This is a genomic window from Bacillus sp. LR--39 (genome assembly GCF_053613335.1).
The window spans coordinates 1,081,356-1,095,538 of sequence record NZ_JBSIOT010000001.1; the positions used below are offsets into that span (position 1 = coordinate 1,081,356).

The window sequence follows — 14,183 nt, forward strand, 5'->3', positions numbered from 1 at the left end:
TTACATATTTTAACTTGCGAATCCTGTGATGTCTATTCACATTTTATTAAAACGTATACTTTATAACCACTATATACCAGTTTAAAAATTTGCGGATTGCTTACAATGAAGACTAAACGAAATAACGAAGGTGGTTCAAATGAAACACGTAATTGCTTTCGCTTCTAAAACGGCGCTCACACTTGCTTTACTGTACATTGTTCTGGATCTTATGTACCAAGTAACCTTTTTAAACGTTCTGTTTATTACAGTGATCTTAAGTTTAATCACTTATTTTGCGGGTGATTGCATGATTCTGCCGAGAACAAGCAATTTCACAGCCGTTGCAGCTGATTTCGGAATTTCATTCATTATATTATGGATATTCCTTATGAATATTGGCGGATTTAATGTCTCGCCTGCCGCGGCATCGGTTATCTCTGCACTTTGCATTTCTGTTTTTGAGGCATTTTTTCACCGGTATTTGCAGCAATATGTACTTCCCGAAGATTATCAGGACACAACAGAGACGGATAGCACGCTATGGAGCTATCAAACCGAGGCGTCTGAAGAATTAGTGCCGGAAAAAGACCCTCAGGAAAAAACATAAAAAGGAGGCATTCGCCTCCTTCTCTTTTTATTTTTGCTTCTGATCGTCCAGCGGCAGCTGCAGCAGTGAGTCTGTGCCTGTCGCTTTCGGCGTTTTTCCGTCCCATTTTTCAATCCATTTATATTTGATCATTTCATCTGACATTGATTTCTTTATGATTTGGTTGTAATCAGCGATCCCTTCCGCTTCAATTTTTTTCTTTTTCGCTTCGGCTTCGGCTATTTTAATTTCAGTTTGTGTCCGTTCAAGTTCCTGTGAAGACTTCACCCTTGCATCGATAGCTTCCTGTGTGGCTTTATCCGGCTTCGGTACGCCAAGCGTCAGATCGTCAATTAAAAATCCAAGACTCTTCATATCATCAGCAAACCGTTTTTGGACATCAGCAGCGGCTTCTGCAGATTTTTGCCCGTATGTGTCAATAACCGAGTATTTGCTGATTGATTTTCGCGCCGCATCCCACAGCCTTGTTTTTAAATATGTATTTTCAATCGTTTCAACGTCTACCGCGCCGAATTTGTTAAACAGATCGACTACTTTATCAGGCTGCACGACATAGTTGTAAGCGATATCCATTTCTATATTTTTACCGTCTGAGGTTGCCACTTTTATATTTTCATTATTCACTGTCTGCATACGCACCGGATATTCCGTTACTTTATTAAATAATCCGACTAAGTGCCAGCCTTGGTCCAATGTGTCGGATTTTACCCCGCCATTCGGTGAGTATACAACCCCGACATAACCGTTCGGTATTTTTTCAATGAATAGTGACGCTGTAACGCCCGCAATTAAAAGGGCTGCACCTATAATCACACCGCCGAGAATTTTTTTTGTGTTTCCGCGCTTATTTTCGCTCATGCTGATCTTCTTCCTCCCATGACTTTTTGAATTTTTTGGCTCCGCTTCCCACTTGTTTAAAGATTGGACTAAGCATCAGCCATAAACCGAATCCGATGATGACAAGAAGAATGATAGACCCGATCATCACTTTCATTTGCCCACCTCTTTTCTTTCATCCTGTCAATTATGTATACGATCTTAAGAACTTAAAGTTTCATAAATTTCAAAAGAAAAAGCCCCGCCGGCAAAATAGGCGTGCTTATTAATAATTGTCACTGATAAAATCAGAAATCGTTTTTGTGAATTGATAAAAGGTTCCATTTTGTGTGGATGCTCTGCTTTTCAGCGTAAAAGTGTCAAATAGTGATTTTCTGAAGCCGGTGCTCATTTCGATTTGAATACTCAGTCCGGATGAAGATTGATTGGCAAGGTTGTTCGGACTGACGCCTGCATATTTATCATTTATGCCAAGAAGAACGGCAGGATACCCGTGCCGTTTCAGCACATCGGTCAAAAGTTCGGCCCGCTCTCTGTCTGTACCGCCGATTTTTATCTTTTTATCGTCACTGCCGTAACCGTGCAATGAAATGACATTAGAGTGCTCTTTCACCATTTGCACGGCCTTCGGTTCATCGAAATGCGAACTTGTCAAATGCAGAGCCGCATTACCGGCTGATTTTAACCCTTCAAATAAATATAAACTCCGGTTTTCGGCAATTTCTCTAGATAACTCACTGGTACCCGGCTCTATGCCTCCGCCGTGTATAGCTAATATGAGGACAGAAGGGTCATGCTCTCGCGTTGAAATGGAAAAATCGGAAGGATCTTCATTCAGCTTTAATTCCTCGAAACCGCCGTAAATATCTGAAGCGGCATTAGCCTGAAAGAACGGCAGGAGCAAAAACGGTAAAATTAAAACTAAAATTCCTTTTTTGGTTATTGATGGCATTTGTATGTTTATGTTACAATACAAATGCTTCAGCCTTTGAAGCGAACGGCAGAACAGGGTGACTTTGGACGGTTTCTTCTGCTCTGCCTCTTTGCCAGCTGCTTTACGCTCTACTCTTCTAACCCTTTTTGCCATAACATCATCCTTTCTTTTGTTTACACTTTTGTCACAATATTATATACGTTGGACAAAACCTCCGTTCATCTTGGAGAATAAAAACATCAAAACAACCTCTATCCTTTAACCTAAAAAAGTCTTTCTGTCAAAGATACAAAAACTTAAATGATAAAAATGAAACCCTTCTCATTAGTTTTGGAAGAGAGTGAGGACTGCAGGGAAATCATTTTATCAATATGCTGAGCTGGGCTGGCGTCCGGCTCAAATATTTGCTCCCGGCATAAACGATTACGGAGCGGCCGCTTATTTCGAAGTCAAATTCGAACGTGACGTATGATTTCCCAATTCAAGAATCATCGAAACAAATTGAATGTAACTGCTGTTTCCATAAAAAAAAGACTGCTGTTAAGCAGCCTTTTTTCGTTTTATTTCGTGCCTGTTGATCCCAGTCCGCCGCGGTCATTGTTCCCGAGCTTGTCTACTTCGATCAGCTTCACTTCAGGCATTTTCTTCATGATTCTGAATTGGCAGATCCGCTCCCCCTTGGAAATGTCGGTATCCCGAAGCGCGAATGCAGGAAAAAACCAGAAGTCATTGTCGCCTTTATAAGATTCATCAATGACACCCATTGAATTTGTCTGAATGATACCGAAATGCTTATATGTACTTGAACGCGGAACGACATGGGCCTCATATCCTTCCGGCAGTTCCATCGCAACTCCAAGCGGGATAAGTTTGAATTCACCTTTTTTGATTGTTATATCTTCAGCTGCCCGCAGATCAATCCAATCGCCCTGTTCAATTTTACTGATTCTCGTTTGCGTATCATCTGAATATTTAATTTTGATTTGTAAAGTCATTTTCGCTGCTCCTTTTGCTTCCCTATTTCAGTCGTATTGATGACCAATCCGTGCCCCATTATACCATTTAACTGTTAAGAATGTTGATTTTGGTGTATATGCAGCCGAAGAGGAAGCACTGCGAAGTCAATGAGAATAAACCTAAAATGAGGGCCCCTCCTATCAGTTTTTTCCTCCATTTTCACATGACAGCTTCAATTACAATAATGCAAAGCTTTATATCCGTTCTTTCACCAGAGCTTTTTTAAAATTTCACCTTGGTTTCAAAAGGAATTTCGTTCTGAATAAAGAATTTGAAGAATAAGCGCTTAAAGGGCGCGCGACTCTTTTCTGTCCCCTGCCTCAGGCGCTTATATCAAAAGAAAGAGGTGTCTTTAGAATGGTTCAATTTAAAAACTTTCCTGATCCGTCTTTAAACGCCCCATTGCAGTCTCGCCCTGCACAGCCCTCTGAATTGGAGCATCTCAAAGCAAGGATGCAGAATTTTATTAAGCATTCCGCAACGGATGATAATCTTGAGATCGCAGATGCCCGGGTGACGGCGGAAGGAATGGTCACCTCACTTTTAAAAGAACGGCTTGATACAGAATACGAAATGCTTAAGAATAAAATCACCCGGGAAGTGAATGTGGAGGACTACGGAGCGATCCCTGACGGCCGGGACAATACGGAAGCCTTTCGGAGAGCGATCGGGAACGGCCGGGTCAAAGTAAATGTTCCCGCAGGAGAATTTTTGGTTCAAGGGATAAAACTCCCCTCATGGACTACCATTTCCGGTGAGGGACAAGGGATTACCGTGCTAAAGCTTCATGAGGACACTCCCGCATACGAATGGGTCATTACTAACGATGATTACGATAATGGAAACCGTAATATTTTTGTCCAGAACATGACTTTAGACTGGAATCCTGATCGTCAATGCGGGGTCAGGAACCCCGGAGGACAGTTTTCCAGCTGTTTAACGTTTGCTAATGTGCAATACGGCTGGATTAAGAATGTTGAAACGGTTAACGCGGGTCTCCATGGTATTGATATTACATCTCCGACTTACGATCATTTGCCTGAAACAGAATGGACGAAAGACGGGTGCCGATATATATGGATTGATAACTGTGTGGCATACGGCGCCGGAGACGACGGCATTACCACCCATTACAGCGAGTATATTTTCATTTCCAACTGCCATTCCGGAAACCCCCGCGGCACAGAGCATGCTGAGGGCAGCGCAAACTCGAACGGCATTGAAATTGACGACGGCTCTAAACATGTATGGCTTTTAAATAACTATACGAGCGGAAATATCCGCGGGATTGAGGTAAAGGCGCACAGCCTGTGGCCGGCTTCTCAAAATGTTCATATTATCGGGCATGTTTCGTATCGTGATGTACGTTCATTTGATATTCGTCATATCGGCCATCATCAGGCCTCAGACCCCGAAAGCACGACGGCTTATGATGTTACTTTAACCGATTGCACCGCGATTGAACCGGTGTTTAATGCTCTCTATGACGGTGTGACCCCGAGGGCGCTGGTCATCTCTGCCTATAAAAACGTTAATGTAAACGGATTCACAGCTATTGGTGATCCCTCATACGACTATGGCGGGAATCCAGTCGTGGCTCTTCAATACCGCAGTCAAAATATTACGATCAACGGCATTAAAATACGCGGCTTTACACAAGCAGGTGTTGACATCAATATATCCGGCGGATCAAATAAAACCGATTATGTTAAAATTTTAAATTTTGATATATACAAGTCTTCTCCTAAAGGCATCTCAATCGGCGGAGGCCAATATAACGTAAATATTATGAACGGTACGATGATCGGAGACGGCGGTTCCGTCGGAATTACGTCCCCTAACAGTCAGGCCGTCATTCTCGGGGTGCAAGCGGAAGGTTACAGCGCGGCCGCATCTATAAAAGGACAGACTTATGAGCAGATCCCCGTCAATTTAAAGGGAGGCGCACAGCTCGCGACCAGCTCCGGTTTTGCATTCAACCCGACAAGCGCCGTTATTGCGGGAACAGGCGATATTACGGCCAGAGGTGACAGAAATGCGATCATCAGCTCTTCCGGAGGTTCAAGTTCTGAAGGTTCAAGGGCATTTATCGCCGCTTCAAACAATGTCCATATTACGGGCAGCAAAGTCTCCAGAACGATTCTGTCATCAGAAAGCATTACATTGGAAGAACCATACACGGTTGCCGGAGGGCATCAGTCCATCAAATGGAAACTGGATTCAGCGGGCGGCCACGGTACGTTCGCCGGAGCTGTCACCTCTTCCTTGTCAGGGTACGGAGAATATTTTGAAAGTGTAACCGGTCAGACAATTCCCGCCGGGACGATCGTCACAGTAAAAGGCGAAAAAATTGAACCGGCTCACGTCGGTGATTACATGCTCGGCGTCATTTCAGAAACAGCCGCTTTTATCTCAGGAGCCGCAAGCTTCGGATGGCAAAGCCGCTTTTTGACAAATGAGTTCGGCGGTTTCATATACGAAAATGTGACTGACGAAGAAACAGGAGAAACGGTACGCGTGCCGAAACAAAACCCGGACTGCAGTCCGGCTCTTGAAGCTGACTATGAAGCACGCGCGGCCAGAGACGAATGGCACATTGTCGGACTCAACGGCCGGCATTACGTACGGGTCGACGGTACGGTCAGCCCGGGAGATTATATCACGGCCCATAACGGAATCGGGACTAAAGCCGCGGAAGGCTGGAAGGTATTGAAACTGACGGCCTTATACAGTTCTGAAAAAGGGTACGGCATTGCAATTGCGGTTATCAAATAGGGTCTCAATATCAGGATCATCTCCTCTCTTTTCTATCGGGCGGGTATGATCCTGTTTTTTATACCGAATGAGATGCCTCTTTTTCAGCATACCGTTTCATTTGTCCAAGCCATCCATACTTTCTGTCATAGAATACTACCGTCAGATGAAAAAAGGAGGAATATGAGTATGGATATGGGTATGGATATGGACATGGATATGGATATGAACGGACATTATGATCACCACCCAAAGCAACCTAAACAAAAAAAGAAGAAACAAGATAAAAAGCATCTTGATTATGATTACATCGTTGTTTATAAAAGAAAATGCAAAAAATGTAAAAAATGCTGCTAACTTGACATATCAACACTTTTTACACCCGGTAAACTCCGGGTGTTTTTCTTATTATGGCGTTTCTCCGGGCTATTTTCACCCAAAATCCGGTCATCCTATCACAATACATAAAAAGACTCTATTATTTTCTTCCCTTTTTGCCTAATTAAAAGTATTTCATTTACAGAAAACAACACAAATAGAATGACATGACTTTTGAGAAAATCTACTCTTTGCTTGGTCAATTTTTCTGCGATACCATGAATTCGCAACAATTTTTAAAAATTTCCTTAGGAGGTCATAGCCATGAAAATCGCAGAACGGTAGTCGGATCATGCTTAGCTTTATCTCTAACAATTCCTTTCACAGCCAGTGCCTCAGCAGCCAGTCAGTCTGAACACGCAAACGCGCCTCACGTTTCACCCGTTGCAAATCCGCTAGAAAGTAAATTATCCCAAACAGCAGACCAAACGTAAAAGCAGCAGGTGTTGATGCCGGGCTGAACGTAAACGTAGATGTTCTCGGAATCTCAGATCGCATTGCTGAAGCGGTTAAGTCAGATCAAAACCGAACCGGCTGGGTAAAAAATGTTATGGAAACAACATTTTACGCATCAGGACAGAAGTACAACGTCATGGTGTTCAATTTAAATCAAGAATATGAAGACCGCTTTAACGGCGTTCAATTTTACGGATCAGCCGTTTATGACGGTATTACTTACAGAATCTGGGTCTTCGAAGACGGGTCCTTCGATAACAAAGGAGACGGGGGCTGGATCAATTGGGCTTTCAGAGGGTGGTTCGATCGTGATAATCAGCATATTGAATTCCACAGACCTTAATACGGAGAAAACTTGCGGCAGCGCCCGCAAGTTTTTTTAACTGGACTGCACATTTTTCACCGTTATAACGACTATACTTGAAGTGCGGGCTCCGATCGCATCCCCGGTAAAGTCTTTCAAAGTGAGGGTAAGCCATGTCAAAGTCTTTAAAAATAATGTTGTGGAGCATATTGGTGTTCATCCTCTTGTTAGTGATTATCGGAATCGTTTCTTACAATCAAACTCCGTCTGCAGAAAGCGCAGCGGAAAGAATGCTTTATGGCTTCTAATCAATGTTAAGCCTTCATCGGCTTTTTTATTTACCGCAGAACACTTGAATTTCTTCTATTTAGATCGTTAACGTTCCCATTCAGAATGGAGTATACGCGTATATCATCAGGCAGTCCGTTTTGATACATGGTTCCGATTATGCCCTTCGCATCTTTTTCTCTATTCCTTCTCGCATTCCCTTTTTTCATGCTGCTGCTCTTGAAATCAACCAATCATTTCTTCAGCCTGTTCCGTTGAATCAAAAGGTTCCAATCCTAATAGCTTGTTACTTTTCATTTTTTAAAAAACAAGCCACCTGCGCATTCTCTTCGCAACTTCTCAATGTATGAGCCTACCCGTCTCTATTACAGGAAGCAGTACGATGCCTCCTTTTACTCATTTTAACGGATGGTCATGTAAAGGAAATATAGACTAAAAAACCTTTTTTCAAAAAGTAAACTAGCATCCCTATCAAACTTTACATTTCGGCATAATATGTATTAATCCTCTTTAGGAGGTGAGATTATATGGGATTCTCAGGTGGTTATGGTAGCTCCTTTGCGTTAATCGTGGTGCTATTCATTTTATTAATCATCGTTGGGGCTTCTTTCCTCGGCGGTTATTAAGAATCCTCTTACCTCCGCATCCATGTCAGCACCACCTCCATGATCGTACGGCGCCATAAATGAAATGTTTATGGCGCTCTGCTGTTTTTCCCCTTTTCATTCACACATTAAAACTAAAAAGATCGGCCGATGTATCAACATGCAGCCGATCAGTAATTCATAGATTATTGTGTAAGGTTTACATCGATGACGTTATAGAAGGCATTGGAAGTATCCGCAACGTCCCATACCCCTAAAATGACATGATACCCGCTTCGATCAGTCGGCACAAAAATCTTATGAGTCAGATTCGTATCTGCCTTGGAACCGTCGTGGTTTACCGTTCCGATTAATTCGAATTCATCTCTTGACAAAGGTTTATTCGGATTCCAGTTTTTCTTGGTGATATAATAGTGCCACTTTGATGTCGCATGAGGGGCCGTGTAGTACCAAGTAAAGGTGTTAAAACCGCCGCGGATGTTTTGTTTTACCCAATAATCTGCAGTCTGCTTGTCTAAACCGAAGTCAATTTGTCCCGATCCTCCATTTGCAGACGCAATTCTTCCATCTGGCGGACCTGCAGCCGGAAATCCTTTCGGCCCTTCTACAGACTGAGGATTATCAATGACGGAGCCATATTTCTGCGCAGCGGCCGTCCAGCCCAATGTTTGTTTCTCTAATGCTCCCATGTACGCTCTGCTGACGGGCTCTTTTATATACCCGTGCGCAGATGCATCACTTGTGTAGAAAGCGCCTCCAATCCCAAGAGTAACAGTTAAAACTGCAGCTTTGACTAAACCCTTCATTACTGCATCATCCTCCCTCTTTTATTAATAAAAACCTTTCGGTATATACACTTCACGATGGAGGATGAAATGACCTTCCTTTTCTTGATAGGAAAAAGCAATGAGGTTCGCGCTTTCCCCTTTGTTTTTTATAATCATAAAGAAAAAGCAGGGCCGATTCTGTTGTCGAATCCGCGATTGACCGGCCCGCCCCTTTTGCTCAGAACTTCATTCGCTGGATTTGCCGGTTTCTTTTCGGATAACCGGTGCTACTTCCGCTGCTAATCGTTCGATGTTTTCCGCGGCTTTTTTAAACGGCATACCTCCTATATCGATTTGCGCGAGAAATCGCTGATGTCCGAATAACTCGTATTGATGCATGATTTTTTCAATGATCTGCTGTGAGCTTCCCACAAATAAAGCTGTTTCTTTTCCGGACGCCCGCTCAAAATCTTCCTTCGTTAAAGGCTCATCGATCCCGTGATATGAATGAACGTGAGACCAGTAATTTGAATGATACGGATAAAATTCTTGTATTGCCTGTTCATTTGTTTTTGAAATGAACATATGTCCGGTTACGGCAACCTTCACATGTTCCGGAGGATGACCGGCTTTAGAAGCCGCTTCCCGGTATTTGTCAACAAGCGGCTTAGATGACATCGGATCACCGCTCAGTACAGCTAATGCCAAACCCGCGCCTGCACGCCCGGCCCGTTCTGCGCTTTCCGGAGTCCCCGAAACACCTAACCATAGCGGAATGCTTCCGCGAAAAGGCCGCGGAGAAATTTCTGCCTCGCGCAGCGGCGGCCGGTAACGTCCTTTCCAGGTAACCGATTCTTCCCCGGAATTTAATTTTAAAAAGAGGTCAATGTGTTCTTCAAACAGTTCTTTATAATGGCCTACGTCATAACCGAAAAGAGGAAACGAGTCTAAAAATGCGCCCCGTCCCGCAATGATTTCCGCCCGGCCGTCTGAAATAAGGTCAAGCGTTGCAAAATCCTCAAATAAACGGACGGGATCTGCTGTGGATAATACAGTCGTGGCACTGGTCAGCTTAATATTTTCAGTGATCTGTGAAATCGCTGATAAGATGGCCGGCGGCGAAGATACCGCATAATCAAGACGATGATGCTCGCCTACACCGAATACATCAAGTCCTGCGTCGTCAGCCAGTTTCGCCAGCTTCATCAATTCATCTATCCGCTGCTTTGCGCTGACTGTTTTCCCTGTCAGAGGATCGGGATATAATTCTGCAAATGAATAAATTCCAATTTCCATACAATCACGGTGATCAGCCCTCACATTTCTCTCCTCCTGCACTGTGTAAAAAAGCTTTTATGTTATTCTATTCAGCCGTTTTACAAATAGGAATTCGTTCAAAATAAATACAGAAGCTTAACATGCAGAAGGTCGGGATGAGAGGGAAAAAAGTTTCTGGCGCCCTTCAATTCTGCCCATTACACTCATGCAGCCCGACTAGGCAAGAACAAAGCCGCCACAAACGGATTCGAATTCATGTGTGCATATTCAGTCCAATTCAATCCAATCGTGATATTGATCATAAAGCTTTCGTATTCTTCCGGCATCAAGAGCAATGACTTCACACCCTCTGTCATCATACAGAAAGAAAATAATATCTTTTGTCATATTCACAAAGAAAACATCAGGATACCCAACGGAACAGCCCCCGAACCATGGCTTCAGCGGAAAATCTTCGTGGACGGCTGCCTTAAGTAATTGGGGAATACGCAGATCTTTCCGTTTACATAATAAAGAAAACTGCTGCATTTCATATTCTTCTTCGACCGGGCATGGACAGGTCTTCACTTGAATCCGATATAAATCATCCTTACACTTCAGAAACGGCTGATAAACCTTTAATTTTCTCGCATGATTACCTTGAGATTTGTGCTTATACACGTTGGCAACAAGGAACGTGTCATCGCTATGTTCAAACAGCTCATTGAAAAGTGCGGCGGTTTGATGATGAACAAGCTGAAAATACTCAAGATTCAAAGCACCGCTTTCATTAAATTGATACATATTGCCGCCGAGAGAAAAATGAATTCCCACGTCCCATTGATGAAAAATGCCGGGCACTAATTTTAAAAGTCGGAAACCTTTCCTTCAGATAATCATTTATTTTCATTCAAACATCTCACTTTCCTTTTCCCGCTCCAGAAGCAGAAGAAGCCGAAAACATTCCGCTTATTTCTTTTTCACCCTTGTTATATTATTCCGATTGGAATACAATGAAATAGAACACTGTGAACCCCATTGATCAGGGTGGATGCTGCTCACATTCATCCTGATCCTTTCTTTTACACAAGATCGCCCCAACTTTGAACCCCTCCGTTTCCAACCTTATTCATTGATATCACATATATTTCAATGGTATTATTTTCTTATACATAAGCTTCAAGAGGTGTCAGCTTTGAATAACATCAGAAGATTAAGAGCATATTTTCAGTCTCACCGTAAAATAGGTCTTGACTCTGAACAGCTTTTAACATTTTGATTATCAACCACTTTTCCATTCTCAAGCGCTTCTTTAAATTCATCAAAATGAATTGAACATTGCTGATTCGAATTACTTCCTGCACCTTCTGTCGCTAAACTGCAAAATGTCCATCACAATCATCCTCTCTCTAATTTTACAACATTGCTATAATGATTTTCATGTTTTTCCCAACCTTCAAGCTGAATCTTTTTGTTCGTTACTAGGTAACCTAATGAAGTATTTAACTTAAATACAAAAAAACCTGCTTCTAGCAAGGTTTTTTCGGTAAAGGAGAGGTTATCTCCCCACAAATTCTATTAACTATGTTTTTGTTTTAACCATTCTTTCTTTAGCAATGCGTATTGGTAAGTGTTTTCATATTTAGGTGTTCCATCCTCGTGTGCAGTAAATGAAATAAATTCAAGAAAATAACCTTCTTTACGCATTCCTAATCTTTCACATAGTTTTTGTGACCTGTAGTTATCATCTTCAACATATGCATAAAGCCTTCTTGCTTCTTTTTGCATAAAGAGATACTCAAAGAAAGCCTTCGCACTTTCACTTGCGTATCCCTTCCCTTCAAAACGGGCATTGAAATTCCAGCAAACAGAATAGGTATCTGGCTCTTCTTTTAAATAAAATAGTTCTCCGACTAGATCATTACTGTCTTTTAAACAAACTGCAATATAAGAGTCATCTCGGCTTCTTTTTTGAACGTTTACGGCAGCTTCTTCTAACGTAGATATTCTGTCATCAAGAAAGCAATTCACTCTCGGATGTGCCGAATATTCCAACAGACCTTGCGCATCTCTTTCGGTGAAATTTCTTAAAATTAAGCGATGGGTTTCAATTTTTTGCATTTGCAGTCTCCTGTTTCATTGTTATCGATCTTTGAAAAGAACTTCTTCGTTTGTTGAAGAACTTATCTCAATCTATTTTTACTATAATGATAGACGTTATCATCTTTGTCAAAAACAGTAATCATTCATTTGCCGCCCGCGATGTAAAGTACTGAACAATTTTCGTGAAAAACCCTCAGTATCGAATATAGAAACGAGCAATGGTAATTAAACAAAGTTAAGCCATTAAAAGCTTATTGAGTATTTTTTCAAACTTATTCACGCTCATCATCTCATGAGTGAGAAATGTCCCTTTATAAAACACGCTGAAAGTCGTCCAAACTGCCGGGGATTTTTGCGCCATATCTTTTGACGTTATTCGCCGGGCCTGAAAATGAAGTCCTTTCTTTTCAGTCAGTTCCTTTAAGTCCTTTAACAATCCGACTGCAAACGGGCATTGAGCTGTATAAAATATTGTGATTCCCTCATCATTAACGGAATTACTTTTCACCTGTTTTTTAAATACAGGAGGATGTGCATGTTCATTCCACGTCAGTGACACCAACTGAAAATAGGGTTCTGCTTCATCTTGCACAGCAAATCACATATGTTCAAAGAAATGCTTATCACTTAAATAAGGGAGTTTTTTCTTCCCCACTATATGAACTATCCCATCCATACCGCGGGATTTTGCATCTGACACACATTTTTCTAACAAGTGTTTCGCATGTCCGTTATTCTTATATTTACCTGAGACCCAAAGACAATTAATAAACATAAAATGAGGTGCGCTTACCGGAACCCACGCTTCTTCTGCAGGTAAATATTCAATAAAAACTTTTGCCCGTTCGTTTAGGCGATAGAACACCAAGCCATCAATCATTCGATCTTTGAGCCAGCTCTTCTTTTCATTTACCGCATCCTCATATTGTTTCGTACCTAATGCACAGCAAATATGATTGTCATCAATATTGTCCCTAGTCAACTCAATGTATTCCATTTTTCCTCACCCGCTTTCTTTTGGGAACATCAGCTTTACTTGCAGTGAACATTGTAATTTCTCAGAAATATAGAGTTCCAGAACCAATATAGGAACGCAGCAACAAAGCACATTATGTAATAAATGAAACTTCTGAAAACTGTGAAATCAATTGACGGATTGCCTATGTGCCAGAACAAGAACACGGCTAAAAAAGCGACTGCTGTATAAATGAAAAGATGAACCAAACTAAACTTTTTAGGCTTCTTTCTTAGCCATAGTTGCACAGGAACAGCAAACAAAAAGTAAGTAATAAATGCATAAAAGCAATGATAATCACAGTAACCAATACAAATGGCACAAAACCCGAGTATACAAACATATATAGCCCGAAGATCAAACCATACGACAAACTTGGAAAAGCCAATGTGTAAGTATAGCTTTGACTTTTGCTCCAAGTCGCCGCTTCCATATAGTTCACCTGCTTTTTATAAAAATAAAATTTCCATTTTTTTATTGTTTAAAATCAGTATATATCCATCACTTTAAAAGATCTATGTTTTTTGGCAGATCATCAATTCACTATCTTAATATCCAGAAATTTTATTGCCATTAAAAAAGGTCAAGGAAATACCTTGACTGTGTATCGCTCACCAATCTGCATCCGGCTCATCGTGTTCGAATCCGTAAAAGCCTTTAATCCACACATCTCCGCAGCCGGCTCCTTTTGTGATCAATAAGTAATGATTTCTGTTTGCATCACCATTCACCTTATCAGCCGCGCTCAAGTTCAAATGATTATCCGTGAAATTCTTTTCACTAAGGGTAAAATCATATCCTGCCAGTGTAATTCTCTGCAGTTTGATATTTAATGTACATCCATCAGCATTGTAGATGGTGAACCTGTATCCCAGCTTA

General features: G+C 41.7%; 12 protein-coding genes and 4 pseudogenes. 6 read left to right on the top strand and 10 right to left on the bottom strand.

The features are described from left to right. The first annotated feature begins 139 nt into the window (after positions 1–139). A complete protein-coding gene (locus ACWHAR_RS05390) occupies positions 140–589 on the top strand; it encodes a YndM family protein (protein WP_003154009.1) in 450 nt (149 codons plus the stop codon). Positions 590–616: 27 nt separating this feature from the next. On the opposite strand, the gene ACWHAR_RS05395 is transcribed toward ACWHAR_RS05390, so the two are convergent. From ACWHAR_RS05395 to ACWHAR_RS05405, 3 genes are all read right to left on the bottom strand, one after another. After that, positions 617–1,447 carry a prohibitin family protein gene (locus ACWHAR_RS05395; RefSeq protein WP_007611716.1) on the bottom strand — a complete coding sequence of 277 codons (831 nt, stop codon included), beginning with the start codon at positions 1,445–1,447 and terminating at the stop codon, positions 617–619. Next, on the bottom strand, positions 1,434–1,583 hold the full coding sequence (locus ACWHAR_RS05400) for a hypothetical protein (protein WP_007410334.1): 150 nt from the start codon (positions 1,581–1,583) through the stop codon (positions 1,434–1,436). The genes ACWHAR_RS05395 and ACWHAR_RS05400 overlap by 14 nt, the downstream gene beginning before the upstream one ends. Before the next feature lie 108 nt (positions 1,584–1,691). Then, positions 1,692–2,513 carry a poly-gamma-glutamate hydrolase family protein gene (locus ACWHAR_RS05405; RefSeq protein WP_032875039.1) on the bottom strand — a complete coding sequence of 274 codons (822 nt, stop codon included), beginning with the start codon at positions 2,511–2,513 and terminating at the stop codon, positions 1,692–1,694. A 211-nt stretch (positions 2,514–2,724) separates the two neighbouring features. On the opposite strand from ACWHAR_RS05405, the pseudogene ACWHAR_RS05410 reads away from it, so the two are divergent. Then, positions 2,725–2,832: pseudogene (locus tag ACWHAR_RS05410) on the top strand (DUF4177 domain-containing protein); the annotation flags it as partial. An 88-nt stretch (positions 2,833–2,920) separates the two neighbouring features. Here the strand turns inward: ACWHAR_RS05410 and ACWHAR_RS05415 are convergent. Beyond that, a complete protein-coding gene (locus tag ACWHAR_RS05415) occupies positions 2,921–3,355 on the bottom strand; it encodes a dUTP diphosphatase (protein WP_032875037.1) in 435 nt (144 codons plus the stop codon). A 379-nt stretch (positions 3,356–3,734) separates the two neighbouring features. Here ACWHAR_RS05415 and ACWHAR_RS05420 point away from each other — a divergent pair, with 379 nt between their 5' ends. The 4 genes from ACWHAR_RS05420 to ACWHAR_RS05435 all read left to right on the top strand — a co-directional run bounded on the left by ACWHAR_RS05420 (position 3,735) and on the right by ACWHAR_RS05435 (position 8,183). Then, positions 3,735–6,152: a peptidase G2 autoproteolytic cleavage domain-containing protein gene (locus ACWHAR_RS05420; RefSeq protein ID WP_032875035.1), complete on the top strand. Its 2,418-nt coding sequence runs from the start codon at positions 3,735–3,737 to the stop codon at positions 6,150–6,152. 168 nt (positions 6,153–6,320) lie between these two features. Further along, positions 6,321–6,488 carry a hypothetical protein gene (locus ACWHAR_RS05425; protein ID WP_154018669.1) on the top strand — a complete coding sequence of 56 codons (168 nt, stop codon included), beginning with the start codon at positions 6,321–6,323 and terminating at the stop codon, positions 6,486–6,488. A 427-nt stretch (positions 6,489–6,915) separates the two neighbouring features. Further along, positions 6,916–7,308, top strand: coding sequence for a hypothetical protein (locus ACWHAR_RS05430; protein WP_050497024.1), 393 nt, complete (start codon positions 6,916–6,918; stop codon positions 7,306–7,308). 776 nt (positions 7,309–8,084) lie between these two features. Beyond that, positions 8,085–8,183 carry a YjcZ family sporulation protein gene (locus ACWHAR_RS05435; RefSeq protein ID WP_003154022.1) on the top strand — a complete coding sequence of 33 codons (99 nt, stop codon included), beginning with the start codon at positions 8,085–8,087 and terminating at the stop codon, positions 8,181–8,183. Positions 8,184–8,347: 164 nt separating this feature from the next. Here ACWHAR_RS05435 and ACWHAR_RS05440 read toward each other — a convergent pair whose 3' ends face one another. The 6 genes and pseudogenes from ACWHAR_RS05440 to ACWHAR_RS05465 all read right to left on the bottom strand — a co-directional run. Then, positions 8,348–8,968, bottom strand: coding sequence for a lytic polysaccharide monooxygenase auxiliary activity family 9 protein (locus ACWHAR_RS05440; RefSeq protein ID WP_032875033.1), 621 nt, complete (start codon positions 8,966–8,968; stop codon positions 8,348–8,350). A gap of 207 nt (positions 8,969–9,175) precedes the next feature. After that, a complete protein-coding gene (locus tag ACWHAR_RS05445) occupies positions 9,176–10,249 on the bottom strand; it encodes an LLM class flavin-dependent oxidoreductase (RefSeq protein ID WP_032875031.1) in 1,074 nt (357 codons plus the stop codon). 225 nt (positions 10,250–10,474) lie between these two features. After that, positions 10,475–11,096 (bottom strand): annotated as a pseudogene (locus ACWHAR_RS05450) (DUF3885 domain-containing protein). Positions 11,097–11,764: 668 nt separating this feature from the next. Continuing rightward, positions 11,765–12,307 carry a GNAT family N-acetyltransferase gene (locus ACWHAR_RS05455; protein WP_032875029.1) on the bottom strand — a complete coding sequence of 181 codons (543 nt, stop codon included), beginning with the start codon at positions 12,305–12,307 and terminating at the stop codon, positions 11,765–11,767. 217 nt (positions 12,308–12,524) lie between these two features. Beyond that, a pseudogene (locus tag ACWHAR_RS05460) lies at positions 12,525–13,286 on the bottom strand (GNAT family N-acetyltransferase). Between the two features lie 74 nt (positions 13,287–13,360). Continuing rightward, positions 13,361–13,737 (bottom strand): annotated as a pseudogene (locus ACWHAR_RS05465) (UPF0715 family protein); the annotation flags it as partial. Positions 13,738–14,183 lie beyond the last annotated feature (446 nt).